A 22,735-nucleotide genomic window follows, 5' to 3' on the forward strand; every position below is an offset into this window, starting at 1 on the left:
TGTGTATGCGGGAATGGTGTAGGTGGTATTCAACGACGCACGATCTTGTTGTTGCCGTCCTGCGAAACATGGCTGTCGACGTTGACGCCGTCCAGGAAGGCCGAGCCGTTGGCGGTGGCGGTCACCACTTCCTGCATCTGCGCCAGGTTCTGGGTCGCCGTGATCGACGAGTCGAAGCTCGGGGCATAGTTCACGTCGCCATACGAATAGCCGGGCATGCCCATCTTGAAGCCGCCGCGGACTTGCGCCATGGCGCTGCGGTCGAGTTGTTCGGTGCGGGCCAGGTCGGTGATGATCAAGCTTTTCATGGTGATTCTCCTGAAGTGGTAAGTGGTTTGGAGTGAGGCATTTGGTTTGCGCTCAATGGACATATAGCGAAAGGCGTGCCAGGTGCTTCCGGCGCCGGCAGATCTGGCGCAAGCCATTGAATCGAAACGATTTTATTCGGGAGCATCAGGAGGCCGGGCGCGCGCCCGGATGAATTCCGGCAGGCCGCGAGCACGGTCCGACCCAACAGATTTCGGCCCGGTGTCGGGTGCCGCCCTACACGGATCCCGACGCGCTCCGATTCGCTGCCACAAAGGCTTGATCGTCTGCCAATTCATGCTAGTCTCAAAGCTAGCGGCCTCTGATTCAGACAATCACATCATGGACAGTTTCGCTAACGCGATTCATCAGTTGCAGAGTGGTGCTTTGCAGCGGCCCGAGTTTTTCGCACAGCTCGACCGGGTGCTGGCAAGCGCTCCGGAAAGCGGCGCCCGCCTGCTCGAACTCCTGAGCCAGGAACACGCGCGCAAGCCGCTCCCGAGCGAGGTCTATACCCAGGTACAGCAGCGCATCGGCGGGCTGATCGCAGCGCGCCAGCGCCTGGGCGGGGACGATACCTTCGTCCAGACCCAGCCCGGCGCACACGCTGCCGAGCAAGACCCGCCGGCGGCAGCGGGGCCCGCACGGGAAGCCCCGAACGATGCTGAGCCCGAGCGGATGAAGGGCGTCGGCGAAACGCTGAACGGCCGTTTCGTGCTCGAAGAGTGCATCGGGTTCGGCGGCATGGGTACCGTCTACAAGGCGCTCGACCTGCGCAAGCTCGAGGCCTCCGACCGCAAGCCGTATATCGCCATCAAAGTGCTCAACGTCCAGTTCCGCGGCCATCCGAAGTCGCTCATCGCCCTGCAGCGCGAAGCGAGGAAGGCACAGGCGCTGGCCCATCCGAACATCGTGTCGGTCTACGATTTCGACCGCGACGGGCCGATGGTCTATCTCACCATGGAATACCTGCAGGGAAAGCCGCTGAGCCAGGTGCTACGGGCACCGGGATTCAGCGGCATGCCGTATGCGGATGTGCTGCCCATCGTCACCGGCATGGGCAGTGCGCTGGCGTATGCGCATGGGCGTGGCTTCGTCCATTGCGACTTCAAGCCCGGTAACGTGATCCTGACCGACGCCGGCATCGTGAAAGTCATCGATTTCGGGATCGCGCGCGTATTCCAGAAGACCGAAGAAGACGTCGACGTCACCGTGTTCGATCCGGGCAGCCTCGGCGCGCTGACGCCGGCCTACGCCAGCCCCGAGATGCTCGAGCAGCGCGAACCCGATCCACGCGACGACATCTATGCACTGGCCTGCATCACCTATGAACTGCTGACCGGGCATCATCCGTTCAACCGGCTGTCCTCGGCGCAGGCGCGCGGCGCCGGCATGAAGCCCCAGCGCCCTGCGAGCCTGGGCCGGGCACAATGGCAGGCTCTGCGCTGTGGCCTTGCACTCGAGCGCGAGGCGCGCACGCCGACGGTAATGCGCTTCCTTGACGAGTTCAGCGCCGGCAGCGTGAAGTCGCGCTACGGCGTGGCGGCTGCTGCCGGCGCAGGCATGCTTGCACTCGGTGCGCTGGGGGTGGCAGCCTGGCTCACCCTCGGGAGGGAGGCGCGTCCCCCGGCCGCAACCGCGGCCTCGCCGGCAGCGGCGCCGGCCGTCCCCGCAGTGCAGCCGGAGGCGCCCGCACGCCCGCCGCCGACACCGGCGGCCCTGGCCGCTGCGCTGGCTGGCATTCCGTGCTCGGCCCTGGCTGCCGCGACGCGCGGCGATACGGTCGAGGTCCAGGGCTTCGTGTCGAAAGCTACGGGCCCCGCCGGGATCAAGGATGCCCTGGCGGCGCTGCCTGGCGTGGCCGCGGTAAGCCTGTCGGTACGCCAGATCGACCCCGCCAGCTGCCCGGTGATCTCGGCATTGGCCCCGCACTGGACTGCGTCGCGGCAGTCCGGGGGCGCGCTGCGCCTGGCGGGCGCGCAAGCCGGTGCCGCCGCGATATTGGCCGAAGGCGATTCGCTGATGGTCGATATCACCAGCCCGAACGCCGAATCCTTCGTGACCGTCGATGCCTATCTGGCCGACGGCAAGGTCATCCACCTGCTGCCGAATGCGCTCGCGCTCGACAACAAGGCGCCGCCGAACCATGTCGAGACGATCGGCAAGCCAGGCGACTGGATCGTCGGCAAGTCGGCCGGGACCGAACTGGTCGTGGTGCTGCTGACGACGCCGAAGCCGCTTTTCCCAACGCTGCGGCGCGAGTCGGAGCCACGCGCGGACTACCTCGCAGAGCTTGCGGCCAACCTCGAGCAGGTCCGTTCACATGGCGGCGCCGGCAGGATCGGGGTCGAGTTTTTGCCCATCACCATCAAGTCCCAGGGGCGCTAGCCAGCTTTATTGGAGACTGCGTGCAACCCGAAAACCATTCTGCAGTTGACGCACGCTGGCGTCATACTTGAAACGTGTCGAGACGACCATGTAGGGCGCGCCTTCGCGCCACGATCCGCCGCGGATGACGCGCACCGTGCAATTCGGCTCCTCCCATGTCCTGCCATTCGCTGGCGCGTCCTTGAAGTTGTTGTGCCAGCAGTCGCTCACCCATTCCCAGACACTGCCGCTGGTGTCGTGCAGGCCCCAGGGGTTGGCGGCGAAGCTACCCACGTTCGCCGGCGCATCGCTGCTCCAGGGTGGGCCGCACTCCTTGCAGTTCGCTTTCCCGGTCGCCATCTGCGCGCCCCACCAATAGGGCGTGTCGGTGCCGCCCCTGGCCGCGTATTCCCACTCGGCCTCGGACGGCAGGCGGTAGGGCTTGCCGGTGGCGGCAGCCAGCCATTTGACATACTGCTGCGCGTCGTCCCAGCTGAGGTCGCGCATGGGCGCGGCCGGGCCGGTATTCGCCGGCTGCGCGACCTTCGGGCAGCCACCGCCGCTGACGCAGGCATTCCATTGTTGGACGGTCACTTCGTATTTGCCGATCGCAAACGGCGTAGTGATTGCGACCGGGTGCGCCGGCTTCTCGCTTGGGTCGCTGGCATTGTTTCCCATCGTGTAGGAAGCGGGCGGGAGCGAGACCAGGACCGGGCAGTATGGGCAATCCCTGATTTCCGCGCCGCCTTTCGTGATGACGGGCGCGGCCGTTGGCGGGGGCGCCGGCCTGGCCGGCGCCGCCTGTGCCGGGGGCGGCGCGGCGGCCGCGGCCGGGGCCGCCGCGCGCAGCCGGGATATCCGGGCCTGTGCCAGGGCCGCGAAGCGTCCCTTCGGATACGCCTTCAGGTAGGCCTCGTAATCGGCAGGGTGGACGCTGTCCTTCACCGAGTTCCAGAATGCGAGTTCGAACTGTTCGGGACTCGCTCGCGGAACGATCCCGGAAGGTCTCGTTTCAGCCGCGCGCTCCTGCGCATGGGCAAAACATGAGAGAGCGGGGCCGGCCAGTACGCAAACCATCAACGGCTTATGCCACATGAACGGCTCCTCGGTCGGACTGCGTTTGATAGGATTTGACTTGCGGTCTGACTGAGAGTGTGCCAGATTTAGCAGTATAGAAGCGCGCCTCCGTACCAACCCGGCTGGAGTGATACATCATGCGCCACACCCTGGTCCTCGCCGCGCTGTTGGCGGCAGTCCTGCAGTCGTTTGCCGCAGGATCCGGCACTGCCTTGCCTGCGGCGGAGACCACTGCGAAACCGGCCGCCGATCCACGCAGCGCCCAAGTCTATTTCATCTGGCCACATGAGGGCACGGTGATAAGCGGCGGCAAGTTCTGGGTACGGATGGGACTGCGCAACATGGGCGTCGCACCGAAAGGGACGGCGCTGCCGAATACGGGCCATCACCACCTGTTGATCGACACTGAACTGCCGTCGATGACGGAACCGATTCCCAACGACCGCAACCACCTGCATTTCGGCGCCGGCGAGACCGAGGCCAGGATCGAGCTGCCGCCCGGCACCCACACCTTGCAATTGCTGCTCGGGGACATGAACCACGTGCCGCACAAGCCGCCCGTGGTGTCGAAGAAGATCACTGTCACGGTTCGCTAGCCCAAGGGAGCACACCATGCGCACATTGTTCGCGGTACTGGTCCTGACGGCCGGGCTGACAGGCATGGCGGCCCGCGCCACGGACGCACCTGCGAACGCCTACTGCTATATCGGCTGGCCCACGGATGGCCAGGTGATCGCGGCCGGCAAGCCCTTCCGTATCTGGTTCGGCCTGCGCTACATGGGCGTGGCCCCGAAAGGCGTCGCCTTCGCCAATACGGGCCACCATCACCTGCTGATCGACACGGAGCTCCCACCGGCGGGGCAGCCGATCCCGAACGACCGCAACCACCTGCATTATGGCGCCGGCGAGACGGAGACGATGATCGAGCTGACGCCCGGGAAGCACACGCTGCAATTGTTAATGGGCGACGAAAACCACGTTCCCCATACGCCGCCGGTGACTTCCAGGAAAATCACGATCACCGTCAGGTGACTGCGCATGGAACCGAACGCCGCATTCGCCGCCTCCAGCGATCCCGTCAGCGCCTATATCGAATGGCTGGGCGCGCAAACGCCCGGGCCCGCGGTGTTTCCCCTGCATGACGAAGCGGTGCTCGGGCGCGACCGCCAGGACGCGCTGGCCGACGACAAGTACATCTGCATTCCCGAGCCAACCATCAGCCGGCGCCATGCCCGCATCCGGCGCCGCGGTGCGAATTATTTTGTCGAGGACCTCCATTCGCGCAACGGCACCTTCGTCTGCGGCGAGCGGCTCGCGCCCGGCGCCTGGCATGCGCTGCGCGACGGCGACGAACTGGCGCTGGCCTCGGCGCAGCTGGTCTTCCATTCGCTGATGCTGCCGCCAGCGGGCACCACCAGCACCGTGATCACGCGCTCGGTCGACGCCACCCGCTTCGCGCCGGTGGTCGACACCGGCAAGGCCGGGCGCGGCGAGCTGGAGAAGACGGTGCACCAGCTGCACGCGATGGCGCAGGTGAGCATCGCGCTGGGCGCCGTCACCGACCAGGCCACGCTGATCGAAAAGATCATGAACTTCATCTTCGACCTGTTCCCGCAGGCCGAGCGCGCCTTCATCATGCTGTGCGAACGCGAAGGCGACCCGCCGCGGCCGGTCGCCGCGCGGCGCCGCGGCGGGGCGGCCCTTGACCCGGCCCAGGTGCGGATCTCGCATACCATCGTCGACCAGGTGCTGGTTCGCCGGCGCGCCATCCTCTCGGTCGACACCCTGGCCGACCGCCACTATGCGGCGCACGAGTCGATCGTGGCGCAGGCGATCCTCTCCGTCATGTGCGTGCCGCTGATCCTGGGCGACGAAGTGCTCGGCCTGATCCAGGTCGACACCTCCTCGGATCCGCATGCCTTCCTGGAAGCGGACCTCGAAATCCTCAGCGGCGTGTGCGCCGAGACCGCAGTCGCGCTGAAGAACTTCCAGCTGTACTCGAGCATCAAGGGCCTGCTGGACGGCTTCGTCTGCGCCTCGGTGCAGGCGATCGAGGAACGCGACCCGGTCACCGCGGGCCACTCGTTCCGCGTCGCCGGCTATGCCGAGAAGCTGGCCATGGCGCTCGAACACGCGGACGACGCGAGCCTGCGCCGCGCCGCCTTCACGCCGGCCCAGCTGCGCGAGATCCGCTACGCGGCCCTGCTGCACGACTTCGGGAAGGTCGGCGTGCGCGAACACGTGCTGCGCAAGGAGAAGAAGCTGCACCACGCCGACATGCGCCTGCTGGAACAGCGCTTCCGCTATGCCCGCGCCTGCCTCGAACGGCATGCCTGGCGCACCCTGGCGCAGCGCCAGCTGGAGGGCGAACTGGGCACGACGGCGCTACGGCACGAAGTCGAGCGCATCGAAGCCGAACTGGAGGTGGAAGGCGCGCGGCTCGACGCCTTTTTGGAAACCATCGTGCGCGCCAACGAGCCGGCGATCTCGCACACCGAGCCGCTGGCCGAACTGGAAGCGATCCGCGGGCACGCCTGCCACGGCACCGGCGACCCGGCCTTCCGCCTGCTCAGCGACGACGAGTTCGGCGCCCTGAATATCGGCAAGGGCTGCCTGACGCCGGACGAACGGCGCCAGATCGAGGCCCATGTCGCCGATTCCTATTCCTTCCTGATCCTGATTCCGTGGACACGCGAACTGGCCGGGGTGCCCACCATCGCCCATGGCCACCACGAGAAGCTGGACGGGTCGGGCTACCCGATGGGCCTGCGCGGCGACGAGATCTGCCTGCAGACCCGGATCCTGACGATCAGCGACATCTACGATGCGCTGACCGCGCGCGACCGGCCCTACAAGGAGGCGGTGCCGGCCGAGCGTGCGCTCGACCTGATCGCCGAGGAATGCCGCGCCGGCCACCTCGACGGACGGCTGTTCAAGGTCTTCGTCGACTCGAAAGGATGGGAGGCGCGCGCCCACGCGTGAGGGGCGGCGAGGTCGATATGAACCTTCAGACAAGCCTGCGAAGACGCCTGGGGCGAGGCGCATTGGCCGCTGCCGTGGCCATGCTGTTGTCCGGCTGCCCGGACGTCAGCCAGAAACCCTATGCCACCCCCGGGATCCCGGCCAAGTCCGCCTGGTCGAGCCAGAAGGGCTTGCCCGTGGCCCCGGCCGAAATGATCGCGCCCGACTGGTGGAAGCAGTTCCGCGACCCCTATCTCGACGGGCTGGTCGAACGCGCCGTGGCGGAGAACTTCGATCTGAAAATCCTCGCCGCACGGATCCGCGTGGCCGCCGCCGAAATCGGCGAAGCGCGTGCCGGCGCCTTGCCGACGCTCGATGCGGGCGCGGGCGCGAGCTTCGAGAAAAGCACCGGCCAGAAATTCAGCAAGCAGTTCAACCTCGGCACCCAGGTCAATTGGGACATCGACGTCTGGGGCCGCGTGGCCAAGGGCGTCGAGGCCCAGAGCGCCGAATTCAATGCGACCGAGGCCGACTGGCGCGCCGGCTACCTGACGCTGGTCTCGGACGTGTCGACGACCTATTTTCAGATCATGCAGTTCGACGAGCAGATCCGGCAGCAGCAGCAAACCCTGGACAAGAACCGCAACATCCTGGCCACCTTCGAAGCGATGGAGGGGCAGGGCCTGCTGCCGAAAACCCGGGTGCTGCAGCAGCGCGCCGAAATCAACCAGTTGAGCCGGGATCTGATCGAACTGGGGCGCCTGCGCGCGCTTGCCGGCAACGCTCTCGCGACCCTGCTCGGCACCCCCGCCGGCGAATTCACCGTGCCGCCAGGCTCGCTGCAGGGGCGGGTGCAGCTGCCGGCCGTGCCCGAAGGCCTGCCCTCGCAGCTGCTCAAGCGCCGCCCCGACGTCGTCGCCGCCGAATACCGCGTGCTGGTGGCCTACGACCTGGTGGGGCAGGCGAAACTGGCCCAGCTGCCCTCGATCAGCCTTACCGGGCGCGGCGGCACCTCGAGCTTCGCGCTCGGCTCGCTCCTGAAATCCTTCACCTTCGGCCTGCTCCCCAGCATCAACTTCCCGATCTTCGACCCGGGCGTCAAGGCGCGCCTGAAAACCAGCGAAGCGCGCACCGGCGTCGCCGAAGGGGAATACCGGCGTGTCGTCATGGCCGCCTTCGAGGAAGTCGAGAACGCGCTGGTCAACCTCGACGCCCACCGGCGCCAGCGGGTCGAACTCCAGCAGCAGGCCGAGCGGCTCGGCGTCGTCGCGGCCCAGGTCGAAGCCCAGCTGAAGGAGGGCATGGTCTCGCAGCTGGAAGTATTCGAGGCCGAACGCACGCTGCTGGCGGCGCAGCTGGCGCTGCTCGCGAACCACCAGCAGATCCTGTCCGATACCGTGACGCTCTACAAGGCGCTGGGCGGCGGCTGGCCGGCGGCCGAGGTGCGCAACGCGGGTACACCCGGTAGCCCGTCGAACGCGCAGTGGAGCCGGCCTTGACTGCGCTCGATGCGATGGCCGCCGCCCCACGCACCGGCCAGGCGGGCCGCCTGATGATCGTGCTGGTGCCGGTCTCGCACCCCGACCTCGAACCGATCCGCATCCACGAGAACCTGTTCGCGATCGGCCGCACCGAGGCCCCGTTCGACGCCTATCCGCCCGGGCTCGCGGCCGACCTGTCGCGCCGCCACGCGCGCATCTTCTGCGAACATGGCGCTGTCTATTTCGCCGAATTGGGCAGCAAGAACGGCAGCACCGTCAACGGCGTGCCGGTCCGGCAGGCGATCACCACGCTCCAGAGCGGCGACCTGCTCGGACTCGGCAAGACGCTTGTTTACCGCGTCGAATTCGACCAGGCCTCGCTGCAGCCGCCCCACACGCGGCTCGCCACCCTGACCCTGGTCCCGGAAGACACGGGGACAAGCCTGCAGCCGATCGTCGTCACCGAGTTCCCCTTCATGATCAGCAAGGCCGACGAGACCTTCGCCCGCTACAAGGACCTCGAGCCTGCGCAGGTGAACTACCTGTCGCGCCGCCACGCGCACATCTTCCTCAAGGGCGGCGAACTGCACGTCGAAGACCTGGGCAGCACCAACGGCACTTTTGTGAACGGCACCCGCCTCGATGAACATGCGGTCGCGCTGCACGACGGCGACCTGATCGCTTTCGGCGGGCGCCACTTCGTCTACCGCATCGTGCTCGCATGGGAAGCCGTCGCGCGCGACCCGACGCTGACGCGGATCGGCGCCGCCAGCGCCGTTCCGGTGGCCGACGCCGACCGCACCACCTTCGTCGCCGCCGCCGACTCCTTCCTCGACATCTTCTGCGTCGACGCCGCGCCATCTGTGCCGGCTGCGCCGGACGCGCCGCAGGCGCCCGGGGCGGACCCCTCCGTGCCGCATGAGGATGCGACGGCGCCGCCCCAGGGCAAGGCCGCGGCCATGCTGTCCGGGCTGCACGCGGCCCTGGGCGGCAAGGGGCCGCTGTCGATGCGGCGCCTGCGTTATTGGGCCGCGGCGGCACTGGCAGTCGTCGTCCTGCTGGCCTGGGCGCTGCTCGGCCTGAATCGTCCCGTGCGCGAGGTGGAGGGCTTGCTGGCCGACGGCGCCTATGCACAGGCGGCAGCGGCCGCCGATGCAGCGCTCGCGGGCGATCCGGAGAATGGCCGTTTGCGCGCGCTGGGCACGGAGGCGCTGCTCAAGGCGAACCTGCCGTCCTGGATGGCGTCGGTCAAGGCGGGGCGCTTCGCGCAGGCGCGGCAGCAGCTCGCCGGCATGCGCCGCCATGCGCGCCACAACCCCGAGCTCGCGCCCCTGCTCGACGAGCTGGACTGGATAACCGGGCTGGAAGCCTTCGTCGCCCAGCGCGGCGGCGCAGGGGCGCCGGTGCGCGACCCCGGCGACGGCGCCGGCATCGAACGCATCCTCAAGGGCTGGGAGGAACAGGACGAAGCGCACCAGCGCGCCTTCGAGACCATCGCCGCCCACGTGCCGGCCTTCCGCGACGCCTACGCCGACGCGCTCAGCGACATCCGCCGGCTGGCACTCGCGAGGACGCAGCCATGAAGCGCGACTGGATCAAGCCGCAGTCCCTGACCCCGCTGTCCGAGGCGCTCGAAGAGCATAGCGCGGAAGGGATCTCGATCCTCACCGCCGACCCGTGGCGCTTCACCCAGGCGCTGGTCTACGCGATGGTGGCGCTGGTGGTGGCGGGCCTGGTCTGGTCCTTCTTCGGCCACGCCGACGTGCTGGTGACGGCGACGGGCACGCTCGCGCCCGCGTCCGAAGTGCGGCGCCTGTACGCCCCGATCGACGGCGAGCTCTCCAACATCTATATCGCCGAGGGCCAGCCGGTGAAGGCGGGCGACGTCGTGGCCCGGATCTATGCGCGTGGCGCGATCGAGGCCGCCAGGAACGCCCTCGAAGCGCGCCTGAAGCTCGAGGACGCCGAACGCGAGTGGAAGGAATTCCCCGAAAAGAAAGCCCTGATGGAGCGCAACGCCGCCGCCCTGCGCGAAGCGACCGAAGTCGAAGAGCGCCAGCACCGGCGCCGGCTGCAGGAGGGCACCAGCCGGCTGGCACAAGGCCAGAGTGCGCAGCAGCAGGAAGCGCGCACGAATGTCGAAGACGCCCGCCGCGCACGCGACGCAGCCAGGATCGAGGCAGACAAGTTCGCCCGCCTGTTCGCCTTGCCCGGCGGCGGCGGCGTCTCGCAGCTGCAGGTGGAGAGCAAGAAGAACGCGCTGGCGGCGGCCGAAAACGCGCTGAGCGTGGCGCAGGCGCGATTGAGCGAGCTGGCGGCGCGGCAGAGCATCGAGTCGACCCAGGCCAGGAGCGAACTGGAAACCAGCGGCCAGCAGCTGGAAAAACTGCGCCTGCAATCGGCCTCCGCCGACCGCGAAGTGGCCAACGCCGAAGACAAACTGCGGCTGCAGGTACAGACTGCGCGCCTGGTCGCCGACGCCGCGGCGCGCATCAAGTTCGAGAACATCGACAAGGAAAATTTCCTGCGCATCGTCGCCCCGGTCGACGGCGTGATCACCGAGGTGACCTCGACCCAGCCCGGCGACAAGATCCAGGCCAACGCCCCGCTGGGCGGCATCGCGCCGCGCAACGCCAGGCCGATCCTGAAGATCGACATCGCCGAGCACGACCGGGGCTTCCTGCGCGAAGGCCAGGCGGTGCAGATGAAATTCAACGCCTTTCCCTACCAGCGCTATGGGCTGATCCGGGGCACGCTGCAATTCATTTCGCCGGCGACGAAACCCTCGCCCGTCACCAGGCAGCCGGTGTACGAAGGGCGGGTCTCGCTCGACCAGGTCGAGTACCGGGTGGGGGAGACCCGGTATCCGCTGCGCTACGGGATGACCGCGGTGGCGGAGATCGTGGTGCGGGAGCGGCGGATGATCGACCTGGCGCTGGATCCGTTCCGGGATATCGGGGGGTGAGGGCGGGCGTAACCTCGGCTGAGGGTTAAAGCAGAAACGCGGGCCCGCCGCCGTTCGGCAGGGCCTGCGTTTCTCCAGTCTCGTCCTTCAGGGCGACGCCACTTACCTGCCGCCGGCGCGCCTCCGTCAGCAAATAATGCAGCTTGTCCGCCGCCTCTTCGACCCCCAGCCCGGCCGGCCTGAGGTTCGAGATGCAGTTGCGCCGCTCGTCGGTCAGCCCGACGCGCGGCGCCCAGGTCAGATACAGGCCCATGCTGTCGGGCGAACTCAGGCCGGGCCGCTCGCCGATCAGGACGACGACGACTTGTGCGCCGAGCAGCTCCCCGACCTCGTCGCCGACCGCCACGCGGCCTTGCTCGACGATGGACAGCGGCGCCGGCGTCCAGGCCTCGGCCGCCAGCCGGGCATGCAGCGCCTGCAGGAAGGGCGGGGCGTTCTGGGCCACGGCGAGGGCGGACAGGCCGTCGGCAACGACGAGCGCCAGATCGCATTGACTGTCGTTGCCGCGCCGTTCTAAGAGCAGGGCGCGCGAGGGCGCGTCCAGCCTGCGCCCGAGATCGGGCCGCTGCAGGTAGACGTTGCGGTTCTCCGCCGCGCTGTGCAGCAGCAGGGGTGGGGATCCCGGCCAGGCCGCCGCCAGCGCGGGCGCCAGGCTTGCCGCGTCGAGGCCCTGGTGCACGGCGTCGCGCGCCCTGGCATGGGCCAGCTGGAAGTCGAGCTGGGCCCTCGTCGGCTGGCTGATGCCGGTATGCCCGAGCCCGATGCGGGCGGCGGTGAACCGGCGCAGGGCCTGCCAGGGATCGGACGGGGTGATCGAATCGGCCATCTGTTCTCCTCCCTCAGGGAAGCTGCAGCGCGCGCTGGAATGGCAAGGGCACCGCGCCGCCCAGCGCCACCTCGCCGTCGCCTTTGAATATGCCCAGGCCGCGCAGCCAGGCCTCGAATTCCGGCGCCGGGCGCAGGCCGAGCACGCGCCGCGCATACAGGGCGTCGTGAAAGGAGGTGGTCTGGTAGTTCAGCATGATGTCGTCTGCGCCGGGCACCCCCATCACGAAGCTGCAGCCGGCCGCCCCCAGCATCGTCAGCAGCACGTCCATGTCGTCCTGGTCGGCCTCCGCATGGTTGGTGTAGCAGACATCCACCCCCATCGGCAGCCCGAGCAGCTTGGCGCAGAAATGGTCTTCCAGGCCGGCACGGGTGATCTGCTTGCCGTCGTACAGGTATTCCGGCCCCATGAAACCGACCACGGAATTAACCAGCAGCGGCTCGAAGGCGCGCGCCACGGCATAGGCGCGCGCCTCGCAGGTTTGCTGGTCGAGGCCGTGATGGGCGTTGCTCGAGAGCGCGCTGCCCTGGCCGGTCTCGAAATACATCAGGTTCTCGCCCAGCGTGCCGCGCCCCAGCGACAGGGCAGAGGCGCGCGCTTCCTTCAGCAGCGCCAGGTCGATGCCGAAGCTGGCATTCGCCGCCTGGGTCCCGGCGATCGACTGGAACACGAGGTCGACCGGCGCGCCGCGTTCGATCGCGGCGAGGGTATTCGTCACATGGGTCAGCACGCAGGACTGCGTAGGAATGGCGTAGCGGTCGATGATCTCGCCGAGCATGGCCACGAGCTTGATCACCTGCGCCACGTTGTCGGTGGCCGGATTGATGCCGATGACGGCGTCGCCGCTGCCGTACATCAGGCCGTCGAACAGGCTTGCCGCGATGCCGGATGCATCATCGAGCGGGTGGTTCGGCTGCAGCCGGGTCGAGAGGGTCCCGGGCAGGCCGATCGTGTTGCGAAAGCGGGTGACGACGCGGCACTTGCGGGCGACCAGCACCAGGTCCTGGATGCGCATGATCTTCGAGACGGCGGCCGCCATCTCCGGCGTGATGCCCGGCGCGGTGCGCGCCAGCAGCGCCTCATTCGCCTCGTCGCCGAGCAGCCAGTCCCGCAAATCCCCGACAGTCAGGTGGCGGATCGGCGCGAAGGCGGCGGCATCGTGGGTGTCCATGATCAGGCGCGTGACTTCATCCAGCTCGTAGGGCACCACGGCCTCGTTCAGGAAGGTGGTCAGCGGCAGGTCGGCCAGGGCCATTTGCGCCGCCACGCGTTCCTCGGCGCTGCCGGCGGCCAGGCCGGCCAGGTAGTCGCCCGAGCGCGCCGGGGTCGCCTTCGCCAGCAGCTCGCGCAGGCCGGAGAAGGTGTAGGTACGGCTGCCGACAAGATGGGTGATCTGGCTCATGGCTGGCTCCCTGCGCAGGGTCGGAGACTACCGGTGCAGACTACCTCATTACTATATGAGGTGCAATTTTCGTCGTTCTGCGTCCATAATGCTCCTCTCTCTCGCATGGAGGAACCGGATGCGCGACGCAATCATCATCGGTGGTGGCCACAACGGCCTGGTCTGCGCCTTCTACCTGGCTCGCGCCGGCCTGAAGGTGACGGTGCTGGAACAGCGCGACGTCGTCGGCGGCGCGGCCGTCACCGAGGAGTTCCACCCGGGTTTTCGCAACTCGGTCGCCGCCTATACCGTCTCCCTCCTCAACCCGAAGGTGATCGGCGACATGAACCTGGCCGCGCACGGCCTGCGCATCGTCGAGCGGCCGCTCTCGAATTTCCTGCCGCTGGACGACAGCCGTTACCTGAAGATCGGTGCCGGCCGGACCGCGGCCGAAGTGGCGAAATTTTCGCAGCGCGACGCCGAGCGGCTCGACGCCTACGCCAGCCACCTCGATGCCGCGGCCGACCTGCTGCGCGACCTGGTCCTGCAGACGCCGCCGAACCGGGTGCAGGGCAGCTGGCTGGCGGCGCTGCCGGAACTGATCAAGGCGGGCCGGCTCGGCAACCGGATGCGGTCCCTGTCCCTGTCCGCGCAGCGCGAACTGCTCGACCTGTTCACCAAGTCGGCCGGCGACTACCTGGACGGCTGGTTCGAAAGCGCGCCGATCAAGGCCGTGTACGGTTTCGACAGCGTGGTCGGCAACTACGCCAGCCCGTACACGCCCGGGTCGGCCTATGTGCTGCTGCATCATGTGTTCGGCGAGGTCAACGGAAAGAAGGGCGCCTGGGGCCACGCGATCGGCGGCATGGGCGCGATCACGCAGGCCATGGCGAAGGCGGCGCAGGCGCTGGGCGTGGAGATCCGCACCGGCTGCGGCGTCGACGAGGTGCTGCTGGACAAAGGAAGGGCGACCGGCGTCGTCACCGCGAAAGGCGAGCGCCTGGACGCGCGCGTGGTCGTCTCGAACCTGAATCCGCGCCTGCTTTACACGCGGCTGGTCGACCCTGGCGCGCTCCCGGACGATTTCCTGCGCCGCATGCGGGCCTGGCGCTGCGGGTCCGGCACCTTCCGCATGAACGTAGCGCTGTCGGAACTCCCCAGTTTTACCTGCCTGCCTGGTCGCCAGGTGGCAGAGCACCACGGCAGCGGCATCATCATCGCCCCGAGCCTGGACTACATGGAGCGCGCCTACCATGACGCACGCAGCGCCGGCTGGTCCCGCGAGCCGATCGTGGAGATGCTGATTCCGTCCACCCTCGACCCGACCCTGGCGCCGCCGAGCCAGCACGTGGCCAGCCTGTTCTGCCAGCACGTTGCTCCCCAGCTGCCGGACGGATCGAGCTGGGACGCGCACCGCGAACAGGTGGCCGACCTGATGATCGATACCGTCGACCGCTGGGCGCCGAACTTCAAGCGCTCGGTGCTGGGGCGCCAGATCATGAGCCCACTCGACCTGGAGCGCACCTTCGGCCTGGTCGGGGGCGACATCTTCCACGGGGCGCTGGGGCTCGACCAGCTGTTCGCGGCCCGCCCGATGCTCGGCCATGCGGATTACCGCGGCCCGGTCGCGGGCCTGTACACCTGCGGCGCGGGCACCCATCCGGGCGGCGGCGTCACCGGGGCGCCGGGGCATAACGCGGCGCGCGAGGTGCTGCGGGACTTCGCACGGCAATGAGCAGGTCCGCGATGTTCGCTGTCCTCATGCTGGCGGGCGCCGTGGCCCATGCTGCCGCGCCGGCAGACCTGGTGTACCGCAACGGCTTCGTCTACACGGTCGACGCCGGGGACAGCGTGCACCAGGCGCTGGCCGTGCGCGCCGGACGCATCGTGTATGTCGGGGCCGACGCCGGCGCCAGGGCGCTGACCGGCAAGGCCACCCGCGTGATCGACCTGCATGGCCGCATGCTGATGCCCGGCCTGGTCGACGCCCACATGCATCCGCAGTCGGGCGGCAGCCGCCTGCTCAATTGCAGCCTCGACTACCGGCGCCTGAGCGTGCCGCAGTTCCAGGCGCGCATCCAGGCCTGCCTGGACCACGACAGGGACAAGGGGCCGGACCGCTGGCTGGTCGTGGTCAACTGGTTCCAGCAAGGGATGCAGCCGGAAGGCGTGACGACGAGTGCGGCCACGCTGGACGCCCTGACGACGACGCGTCCCATCATCGTCCGTTCCTCCTTCGGGCACTCGGTCCAGCTCAATTCGCGGGCGATCGCGCTGGCAGGCATCAGGTCCGACACGCCCGGTCCGGCCGGCGGAAGAATCGTGCGCGATACCAAAGGCGCAGCGACCGGGCTGCTGGAAGACGCCGCCCAGGACCTGGCGATGCGCCTTCTGCCGCCCTTGAGCGCCGCGGAAAACCTGGCAGCCTCCGGCAAGGCGCTGGCGGCGATGCGCGCGCAAGGCATCACCAGCTTCCTCGACGCCTGGACCGATCCGGAGACGATGACGGCCTTCAGGACCCTGCAACGCCGCGGCCGGCTCACCGCGCGTGCCCACTTCGCGGTGCTGGTCGACCTGGACAAGGGGGTGACGCCGAAGGCGGCCGTCGCCGACCTGCTGCGCCAGCAAAGGCGATTCGACCAGGGCCCGACCAAGCCGGCGCCCTCGATGCAGGTACGCCATGCCAAACTGTTCATGGATGGGGTGATCGCCGCGCCCGCCTTTACCGGCGCCATGCTCGAGCCCTACCTGGTCAACAAGGGGACCCTGAATGAGCCCGACTGGCAGCCGGGTCCGAGCCGCGGGCCGGACAGCTATTTCACGCCGCCGGCCTTACGCACGACACTGGTTGAACTCGCGAAGGTCCACGTCGATCCGCACATCCACGCCGACGGCGACCGCGCGGTGCGCGAATCGCTGGACGCCATCGAAGCGCTGCGCGCCACCCCGGAGGGTCGCGCAGCGCGGCCCGCGCTGGCGCATGCCGAGATCGTGGCGCCCGCCGACACTCCGCGCTTCGCGAAGCTGGATGTGACGCCGGTGCTCTCCCTCCAGTGGGGCAAGCCGGCACCCGATACCGTCGGCGCGCTGAAAGACTACCTGGGCCCGGCGCGCTATGCGGCCGTCGAACCGCAGGCGGTGCTACTGGACGCCGGCGCCCGGGTCGCCTACGGCAGCGACTGGCCGGTCGATCCGCTCGACGTCTGGTTTGCGCTGAAGGTAGGCGTCACCCGCACTGCCGCTCCGGACGCGGGCCCGGAATTCGCCGGCCGCCTGACGGCGCAGCCCGGCATGCCGCGCGCCGCCGTGCTGCGCGCCGCCACCATGAACGCGGCCTACACACTGCGCCAGGAGGCGGCGATCGGATCGCTGGAAGTGGGCAAGCTGGCCGACCTGATCGTCCTCGACCGGAACGTCATGCGTATCCCGGAGGAGGAGATCGCCAGGGTGAAGGTGGTGCAGACAGTCGTGGGCGGCCGTATCGTGTACCGGGCCAAGGGCCTGCGCTGAGGCGGCATCGTCGGCAATCGGCATCGTGGTGGCTCTCCAACGCTGCCGAGCGGGAAATGCAGGCATGCCGCGACGGCATGGCTCGACGTGCCCGGCAAAGGGGTGCGAGTTTGCTTATATCTGGTTATTGCCCCGTGGAATTGAAAAATGCCGAAATGGGGAAACTTCGTGCTCGTGAGTTATGCTCATCGTGAATGGCCTTCATTCGAACTTGAAATTTGATTTCTATCTCAAAGAGCCGATACTTAGGGGTAACAGCAAACAACACACGAAAAGAGGAATCCCATTATGTCTACCATCTACTCGCTCCCACGTGCATCGACCCTGCCATCGGCCGCCAGCCTGACCCTGTTCCAGCGCGCCACGCAGTTCATCGCCCGCCTGTTCTCGGCCAACGCCGTCGACACCAGCGACGTCTGGAAGCTGTACCGCGCCGCCGGCACGGCCGACTCGGTCAGCCCACAGGCCCTCAAGGCCCTGGCCGCAGCTGCCCGCACCTGGTAAATCGGTTCAGGGGAGACGCCCCGGCGCTCCGACCGCGGCCGCCAGGCCGCGCAGGAAGTACGATGAAAACGGCCCCGCGTGGGCCGTTTTGTCATTCCAGTTCGGAATTCCTGAACTTCCAAATGGCTTCTGTACACGCATATTGGAAGTTTTATACTCGTTTCATAGCGCCACCGTCTCATTCCGATAACGGCGCACCGAGACAAGGAATTCCATGCCCATCTACGCATTGTCCGGCGTCGCGCCCGCGATCGACCCGGCCGCCTATATCGCCTTCGAGGCCACCGTCATCGGCAAGGTCACCCTCGCCGAGGACTGCTCCGTGTGGTCCGGCGCCGTCATCCGCGGCGACAACGAAGCCATCGAACTCGCCGCCGGCGTCAACGTCCAGGAAGGCGCGGTGCTCCACACCGATCCCGGTTATCCGATGCGGATCGAAGCGAACGTCACCATCGGGCACCAGGCCATGCTGCACGGCTGCACCATCGGCGAAGGGACCCTGGTCGGCATCCAGGCGGTGATCCTGAACGGCGCGAAGATCGGCCGGAACTGCCTGGTCGGCGCCGGCGCCCTGGTCACCGAGCGCAAGGAATTCCCCGACAATTCGCTGATCGTCGGCGCGCCGGCCAAGGTGCTGCGTACGCTCACCGAAGAGGACATTGCCGGCATGCGCAGGAACGCCGCCGAATACATCGAGCGCGCGCGCCGCTTCCGCACCGAACTCGAACGAATCGGCTGAGGAGCGCGCCATGAACACGCTCCCACCGCGCGCCGTCGTGCGCGAAGTCGGCCTGCGGGATGGCCTGCAAAGCATCGCCACCATCGTCCCCACCGAACGGAAGATCGAATGGATCCGCGCCGCCCATGAAGCGGGCCAGCGCGAGATCGAGGTCGGCTCCTTTGTGCCGGCGCGCCTGCTGCCGCAACTGGCCGACACCGCCGAATTGCTCGCATTCGCCAACACGCTGCCCGGCCTGCGCGCCTCGGTGCTGGTGCCGAACCTGAAAGGCGCCGAGCGCGCCATCGACGGCGGGGCCCACCTGATGATCCTGCCGCTCTCGGCCAGCCACGCCCACAGCCTGGCCAACCTGCGCAAGACGCCCGACGAAGTCGTCGCCGAATTGTCCCGCATCCGCGCCGCCCGCGACGCGGCCGGCTCGACCACCCTGATCGAAGGCGGCGTCGGCACGGCCTTCGGCTGCACCCTGCAAGGACAGGTCGAACAATCCGAAGTGCTGCGCCTGATGCAGGCCCTGCTCGACGCCGGCGCCGACCGCGTCAGCCTGGCCGACACCGTTGGCTATGCCGACCCGCGCATGGTGCGCGAACTGTGCGAAAAGGCGATCGCGATTGCCGGCGACCGCTTTTGCTGCGGGCACTTCCACGATACGCGCGGCATGGCGCTGGCCAACGTGTACGCGGCCCTGGAAAGCGGCGTGGAGCGCTTCGACGCCTCGCTGGCCGGCATCGGCGGCTGCCCGCACGCGCCCGGCGCCAGCGGCAATGCGGCCACCGAAGACCTCGCCTACATGCTCGCCAGTATGGGTGTCGACACCGGCATCGATCTCGAGCGCCTGCTCGCCTTGCGTGGCAAGGTCGCCGGCTGGCTGGCGGGCGAAACCCTGCATGGCGCGCTGCACCTGGCCGGCGTTCCGAAAACATTCAACACGGCTGCTATCGCCTGAACCTGGAATCCATCATGTCAGACACCCATAAACTCCCGCTGGCCGGAATCCGCGTCATCGAATTTTCCCACATGGTCATGGGCCCGACCTGCGGCATGATCCTGGCCGACCTCGGCGCCGAAGTGATCAAGGTCGAGCCGCCGAGCGGCGACAAGACGCGCACCATGTCCGGCGTCGGCCTCGGCTTCTTCCGCACCTTCAACCGCAACAAGAAGAGCATCGTGCTCGACATCCAGACCCCGCAGGGCCTGGCGAGCGCGAAAGAGCTGATCTGCGACTGCGACGTCATGATCGAGAACTTCCGGCCGGGCCTGATGGCCAGGCTCGGCCTCGACTACGCGACGCTGTCGCAAGCATGCCCGGGCCTGATTTACGTCTCGCACAAGGGTTTCCTCCCCGGGCCGTATGAAAACCGCCTCGCGCTCGACGAAGTCGTGCAGATGATGGGCGGCCTGGCCTACATGACGGGGCCGCCGGGCCGGCCGCTGCGTGCCGGCGCCTCGGTGAACGACATCATGGGCGGCATGTTCGGCGCGATCGCGGTACTGGCCGCGCTGTGGGAACGGCGCGCGACGGGCAAGGGCCAGGAAATCCAGAGCGCGCTGTTCGAAAACTGCGCTTTCCTGGTCGCCTCGCACATGCAGCAGGCCGCGATGTCGGGCGAAGCGCCGCCGCCGATGCCGGCACGTTCCTCGCCCTGGTCGGTGTACGACGTGTTCACCCTGGCCGAAGGCAGGCAGCTGTTCATCGGCGCCGTGAGCGACAAGCAGTGGAACCAGCTGTGCGCCGTGCTCGAACGCCAGGATTTGCTGGACGACCCAAGCCTGCGTACCAACGACCAGCGCGTGGCGATCCGCCCGCAGGTGCTGGAGCGCCTCGGTGCCATCCTGCGCGAACACGACATCGTCGAGCTCTCCGCCAAGCTTGAAAAGGCGGGCCTGCCGTACGCACCGATCGCCAGCCCGGACCAGCTGCTGGAAGACCGCCACCTGCGCGAGAGCGGCGGCATGGTGCCGATGCAGACCGCCGAGGGCGGTACCACCGACGTGGTGCTGATGCCGGTGCTGATGGATGGCCGCAGGCTGGGAGTGCAGCGCCCGCTGCCGAAGATCGGCGAGCACACCGACGAAGTCCTGGCCGCGCTTGCGGCAAGAAGGGACGAGCGCCAGGTCTCGTAAGTTACCCAGCCTATCTATCCACCGACCGACAAGCCCGAACCAATAAGGGCAGACTGCAACAGGAGACACATATGAAACGCGACGCGCTCGGCGCAGCGGCGGCCTCAAGCATCACCGCGCGCATGGACCGCCTGCCGGCCACACGCCAGCTCTGGCTCACCGTCCTGCTCATCTCGCTGGGCGGCTTCTTCGAAGTCTACGACCTGGTATTCACCGGCTACATCGCGCCGGGCATGGCCAAAAGCGGCCTGTTCACCGCGACCACGGCCACGCTGTTCGGCATGAACGGCATCGGCGCCTTCATCGCCGCCACCTTCGCCGGACTATTCGTCGGCACCTTCTTCTTCGGCTTCCTGTCGGATCGCTACGGGCGGCGCAAGGTATTTACCATTTCGCTGCTCTGGTATTCGGTCGGCTCGGCGATCATGGCGGCGCAAGCCACCACCGAGGGCGTCCTGTTCTGGCGCTTCGTGACCGGCATCGGCGTCGGCATCGAGATCGTCACCATCGACGTCTTCATTACCGAGATGGTGCCGCAGCACATGCGCGGCCGGGCCATGGCCTTCAACCAGGCCGTGATGTTCTGCGCCGCGCCGGTCGCCGCGCTGCTGTCCTATTTCCTCGTGCCGACCTCGATGCTCGGCATCGACGGCTGGCGCTGGGTGGTGCTGTTCGGCGCCGCCGGCGCGATCGTCGTCTGGTTCATCCGCCTGGCAGTGCCGGAGAGCCCGCGCTGGCTGGCGCAGCAGGGACGCCACGCGGAAGCCGAACGTATCGTGGCGAAGATCGAGCACACCGTGGAGGCCGAGTACCGGCAGCCCTTGCCGAAGCCGCTGCCGGCCGTGATCCAGCCGGCCGTGCAAACCGCCTCCTTCGGCGAGCTGTGGAAGAAGCCCTACCGTTCGCGCGTCCTGATGCTCCTGGTGTTTAACTTCTTCCAGGCGATCGCCTATTACGGCTTCCAGAACTGGGTGCCGACGCTGCTGATCGGGCAGGGCATCACCGTCACCAAGAGCCTGCTGTACGCCTTTGTCATCGCCACCGCGGCACCGGTCGGTCCGCTGCTGGCCATGACGATCGCCGACAAGGTCGAGCGCAAGTGGATGATCGTGTATTCGGCGCTGGCCGTGATCGTGTTCGGCACGCTGTTCTCGCAGCTGCGCGAAGTCGGCCCCCTGATCGTGCTCGGCCTGATGATCAGCCTGTCCGGATCGGCGCTCTCGGTGGCCTACCACTCCTACCAGACCGAGTTGTTCCCGACCCGGATCCGCTGCCGCGCCGCCGGCCTGGTGTACTCGTTCAGCCGCGTCGGCGCCAGCATGTCGGGCTTCATCATCGCCTTCCTGCTGCGCGACTTCGGGGTGATCGGCGTCTTCATCGGCATCTCGGCCGCGATGCTGGCCTGTATGGTCGCGATCGGCGCCTTCGGGCCGAAGACGCGCGGCATGCGCCTCGAAGAGATTTCGCATTAATCAATAAAAAGGCGCCGGCGAGCGCCACCCACTCACGACCAATGGAGACACCATGAACTACGCATCCCGCGCAACCTGTATCGCCGCTGTTGTCCTGTCCTGCACCGTCGCGTTGCCCGCACTCGCCCAGGGCGACAAGCCGGTGCGCCTGATCGTCCCGAACGCGCCCGGTTCCAGCGTCGACGCGCTCTCGCGCATCATCGGCGTCCCGCTCGGGAAAAGCCTGGGGCGCCCCATCGTGGTCGAGAACCTGCCGGGCGCCGGCGGCGTCCCCGCGACCGGCCAGCTGGTACGGTCGGCCGCCGATGGCTCGACCCTGGCCATGGTCTCGAACAACCACGTGGTCAACCCGAGCCTGTACAAGTCGATGCCTTTCGATTCGATCAAGGACGTCACCACCATCGCCCTGGTCGCCGGCTCGCCCTTCGTGCTGGTTGCCCATCCCTCGCTGGGCGTGTCGAACCTGAAGGAGCTGGTCGCGCTGGCGAAAACGAAACCGGACCAGATCACCATCGGCTCCTCGGGCAACGGCACCATCCTGCACCTGGCGGCCGAGGAATTGCAGCACGAAGCAGGCGTCAGCTTCCGCCATATCCCTTATAAAGGCACCGGCCAGATGACGACCGACCTGCTGGGCGGCCAGATCCAGCTCGCCTTTGTCGGCGTCACCGGCGCCGCGCAGCACATCAAGGCGGGCAAGCTGCGTGCCATCGGCGTCTCGACCACGACGCCGTCGAACATCCTGCCGGGCGTGCTGCCGCTGGCGCAGCAGGGTCTCCCGAACTACAACATGCAGGGCTGGATCGCGCTGATCGGACCGAAGGACATGGCGCGCCCGCTGGTGACAAAGCTCTCCACCGACCTCGCCCACATCCTCGAAACGAAGGAGATGCAGGATGCGCTGGCGGCGCAGGGCTTCACGCCGATCGGCGGCACGCCGGCCGACGCCGCCAACGTGTTCAGGAGCGACATGGCGAAGTACGCCAAGCTGGTCAAGCAGTCCGGCATGAGCATCGACTAAG

Annotated in this window: 19 protein-coding genes; 15 read left to right on the forward strand and 4 right to left on the reverse strand. The window is 67.7% G+C overall.

The window, feature by feature from the left end; genetic code table 11:
* Positions 1–29: 29 nt before the first annotated feature.
* A complete protein-coding gene (locus tag ACI48I_RS15185; RefSeq protein ID WP_193685571.1) occupies positions 30–308 on the reverse strand; it encodes a hypothetical protein in 279 nt (92 codons plus the stop codon).
* 340 nt (positions 309–648) lie between these two features.
* Here ACI48I_RS15185 and ACI48I_RS15190 point away from each other — a divergent pair, with 340 nt between their 5' ends.
* On the forward strand, positions 649–2,694 hold the full coding sequence (locus ACI48I_RS15190; RefSeq protein ID WP_498574649.1) for a serine/threonine protein kinase: 2,046 nt from the start codon (positions 649–651) through the stop codon (positions 2,692–2,694).
* Positions 2,695–2,700: 6 nt separating this feature from the next.
* Here the strand turns inward: ACI48I_RS15190 and ACI48I_RS15195 are convergent, their stop codons facing one another.
* Positions 2,701–3,768, reverse strand: a complete 1,068-nt coding sequence (locus ACI48I_RS15195; RefSeq protein ID WP_498574650.1) for a formylglycine-generating enzyme family protein — start codon at positions 3,766–3,768, stop codon at positions 2,701–2,703.
* Between the two features lie 119 nt (positions 3,769–3,887).
* Here ACI48I_RS15195 and ACI48I_RS15200 point away from each other — a divergent pair, with 119 nt between their 5' ends.
* The 6 genes from ACI48I_RS15200 to ACI48I_RS15225 are packed head-to-tail and all read left to right on the forward strand — an operon-like array spanning position 3,888 to position 11,157.
* Positions 3,888–4,346 (forward strand): DUF4399 domain-containing protein, encoded by a 459-nt coding sequence (locus ACI48I_RS15200; protein WP_193685574.1) that lies wholly within the window; start codon positions 3,888–3,890, stop codon positions 4,344–4,346.
* Between the two features lie 16 nt (positions 4,347–4,362).
* Complete coding sequence (locus tag ACI48I_RS15205) at positions 4,363–4,782, forward strand: DUF4399 domain-containing protein (RefSeq protein WP_193685575.1); 420 nt, start codon at positions 4,363–4,365, stop codon at positions 4,780–4,782.
* Positions 4,783–4,788: 6 nt separating this feature from the next.
* Positions 4,789–6,732, forward strand: coding sequence for an HD domain-containing phosphohydrolase (locus tag ACI48I_RS15210; protein WP_498574651.1), 1,944 nt, complete (start codon positions 4,789–4,791; stop codon positions 6,730–6,732).
* 17 nt (positions 6,733–6,749) lie between these two features.
* Complete coding sequence (locus tag ACI48I_RS15215; RefSeq protein WP_498574652.1) at positions 6,750–8,210, forward strand: efflux transporter outer membrane subunit; 1,461 nt, start codon at positions 6,750–6,752, stop codon at positions 8,208–8,210.
* A complete protein-coding gene (locus tag ACI48I_RS15220) occupies positions 8,207–9,775 on the forward strand; it encodes an FHA domain-containing protein (protein WP_498574653.1) in 1,569 nt (522 codons plus the stop codon). The genes ACI48I_RS15215 and ACI48I_RS15220 overlap by 4 nt, the downstream gene beginning before the upstream one ends.
* Complete coding sequence (locus ACI48I_RS15225) at positions 9,772–11,157, forward strand: beta-barrel domain-containing protein (protein ID WP_193685578.1); 1,386 nt, start codon at positions 9,772–9,774, stop codon at positions 11,155–11,157. Before ACI48I_RS15220 ends, ACI48I_RS15225 begins: the two co-directional genes overlap by 4 nt.
* 25 nt (positions 11,158–11,182) lie before the next feature.
* Here ACI48I_RS15225 and eutC read toward each other — a convergent pair whose 3' ends face one another.
* Entirely contained in the window at positions 11,183–11,983 is an 801-nt protein-coding gene (gene eutC / locus ACI48I_RS15230) for an ethanolamine ammonia-lyase subunit EutC (RefSeq protein ID WP_498574654.1), read from the reverse strand.
* A 13-nt stretch (positions 11,984–11,996) separates the two neighbouring features.
* Positions 11,997–13,385 carry an ethanolamine ammonia-lyase subunit EutB gene (locus ACI48I_RS15235; RefSeq protein WP_498574655.1) on the reverse strand — a complete coding sequence of 463 codons (1,389 nt, stop codon included), beginning with the start codon at positions 13,383–13,385 and terminating at the stop codon, positions 11,997–11,999.
* 118 nt (positions 13,386–13,503) lie between these two features.
* Between ACI48I_RS15235 and ACI48I_RS15240 the strand changes: the two genes are divergently transcribed.
* From ACI48I_RS15240 to ACI48I_RS15275, 8 genes are all read left to right on the forward strand, one after another.
* Positions 13,504–15,099, forward strand: coding sequence for a phytoene desaturase family protein (locus ACI48I_RS15240; RefSeq protein ID WP_498574656.1), 1,596 nt, complete (start codon positions 13,504–13,506; stop codon positions 15,097–15,099).
* An 11-nt stretch (positions 15,100–15,110) separates the two neighbouring features.
* Positions 15,111–16,874: an amidohydrolase gene (locus ACI48I_RS15245; protein WP_498574657.1), complete on the forward strand. Its 1,764-nt coding sequence runs from the start codon at positions 15,111–15,113 to the stop codon at positions 16,872–16,874.
* Positions 16,875–17,162: 288 nt separating this feature from the next.
* The gene (locus tag ACI48I_RS15250) at positions 17,163–17,378 is read left to right on the forward strand and encodes a hypothetical protein (RefSeq protein ID WP_193685588.1); all 216 of its coding nucleotides are present in this window, start codon (positions 17,163–17,165) and stop codon (positions 17,376–17,378) included.
* Positions 17,379–17,592: 214 nt separating this feature from the next.
* Positions 17,593–18,117: a gamma carbonic anhydrase family protein gene (locus ACI48I_RS15255; protein ID WP_498574658.1), complete on the forward strand. Its 525-nt coding sequence runs from the start codon at positions 17,593–17,595 to the stop codon at positions 18,115–18,117.
* 10 nt (positions 18,118–18,127) lie between these two features.
* On the forward strand, positions 18,128–19,063 hold the full coding sequence (locus ACI48I_RS15260) for a hydroxymethylglutaryl-CoA lyase (protein WP_193685590.1): 936 nt from the start codon (positions 18,128–18,130) through the stop codon (positions 19,061–19,063).
* Positions 19,064–19,077: 14 nt separating this feature from the next.
* The gene (locus ACI48I_RS15265; RefSeq protein ID WP_498574659.1) at positions 19,078–20,241 is read left to right on the forward strand and encodes a CaiB/BaiF CoA transferase family protein; all 1,164 of its coding nucleotides are present in this window, start codon (positions 19,078–19,080) and stop codon (positions 20,239–20,241) included.
* A gap of 71 nt (positions 20,242–20,312) precedes the next feature.
* Positions 20,313–21,713 (forward strand): MFS transporter, encoded by a 1,401-nt coding sequence (locus ACI48I_RS15270; RefSeq protein ID WP_498574660.1) that lies wholly within the window; start codon positions 20,313–20,315, stop codon positions 21,711–21,713.
* Positions 21,714–21,765: 52 nt separating this feature from the next.
* On the forward strand, positions 21,766–22,734 hold the full coding sequence (locus ACI48I_RS15275) for a Bug family tripartite tricarboxylate transporter substrate binding protein (RefSeq protein ID WP_193685593.1): 969 nt from the start codon (positions 21,766–21,768) through the stop codon (positions 22,732–22,734).
* The last annotated feature ends 1 nt before the right edge of the window (position 22,735 follow it).

The sequence above is a fragment of the Massilia sp. LXY-5 genome (assembly GCF_059801075.1).

What these genes read in the sequence shown, in the direction of transcription:
- ACI48I_RS15185 (WP_193685571.1), bottom strand. Translation starts at nt 308, where the DNA reads ATGAAAAGCTTGATCATCACCGACCTGGCCCGCACCGAACAACTCGAC.
- ACI48I_RS15190 (WP_498574649.1), top strand. Translation starts at nt 649, where the DNA reads ATGGACAGTTTCGCTAACGCGATTCATCAGTTGCAGAGTGGTGCTTTG.
- ACI48I_RS15195 (WP_498574650.1), bottom strand. Translation starts at nt 3,768, where the DNA reads ATGTGGCATAAGCCGTTGATGGTTTGCGTACTGGCCGGCCCCGCTCTC.
- ACI48I_RS15200 (WP_193685574.1), top strand. Translation starts at nt 3,888, where the DNA reads ATGCGCCACACCCTGGTCCTCGCCGCGCTGTTGGCGGCAGTCCTGCAG.
- ACI48I_RS15205 (WP_193685575.1), top strand. Translation starts at nt 4,363, where the DNA reads ATGCGCACATTGTTCGCGGTACTGGTCCTGACGGCCGGGCTGACAGGC.
- ACI48I_RS15210 (WP_498574651.1), top strand. Translation starts at nt 4,789, where the DNA reads ATGGAACCGAACGCCGCATTCGCCGCCTCCAGCGATCCCGTCAGCGCC.
- ACI48I_RS15215 (WP_498574652.1), top strand. Translation starts at nt 6,750, where the DNA reads ATGAACCTTCAGACAAGCCTGCGAAGACGCCTGGGGCGAGGCGCATTG.
- ACI48I_RS15225 (WP_193685578.1), top strand. Translation starts at nt 9,772, where the DNA reads ATGAAGCGCGACTGGATCAAGCCGCAGTCCCTGACCCCGCTGTCCGAG.
- eutC (WP_498574654.1), bottom strand. Translation starts at nt 11,983, where the DNA reads ATGGCCGATTCGATCACCCCGTCCGATCCCTGGCAGGCCCTGCGCCGG.
- ACI48I_RS15235 (WP_498574655.1), bottom strand. Translation starts at nt 13,385, where the DNA reads ATGAGCCAGATCACCCATCTTGTCGGCAGCCGTACCTACACCTTCTCC.
- ACI48I_RS15240 (WP_498574656.1), top strand. Translation starts at nt 13,504, where the DNA reads ATGCGCGACGCAATCATCATCGGTGGTGGCCACAACGGCCTGGTCTGC.
- ACI48I_RS15245 (WP_498574657.1), top strand. Translation starts at nt 15,111, where the DNA reads ATGTTCGCTGTCCTCATGCTGGCGGGCGCCGTGGCCCATGCTGCCGCG.
- ACI48I_RS15250 (WP_193685588.1), top strand. Translation starts at nt 17,163, where the DNA reads ATGTCTACCATCTACTCGCTCCCACGTGCATCGACCCTGCCATCGGCC.
- ACI48I_RS15255 (WP_498574658.1), top strand. Translation starts at nt 17,593, where the DNA reads ATGCCCATCTACGCATTGTCCGGCGTCGCGCCCGCGATCGACCCGGCC.
- ACI48I_RS15260 (WP_193685590.1), top strand. Translation starts at nt 18,128, where the DNA reads ATGAACACGCTCCCACCGCGCGCCGTCGTGCGCGAAGTCGGCCTGCGG.
- ACI48I_RS15265 (WP_498574659.1), top strand. Translation starts at nt 19,078, where the DNA reads ATGTCAGACACCCATAAACTCCCGCTGGCCGGAATCCGCGTCATCGAA.
- ACI48I_RS15270 (WP_498574660.1), top strand. Translation starts at nt 20,313, where the DNA reads ATGAAACGCGACGCGCTCGGCGCAGCGGCGGCCTCAAGCATCACCGCG.
- ACI48I_RS15275 (WP_193685593.1), top strand. Translation starts at nt 21,766, where the DNA reads ATGAACTACGCATCCCGCGCAACCTGTATCGCCGCTGTTGTCCTGTCC.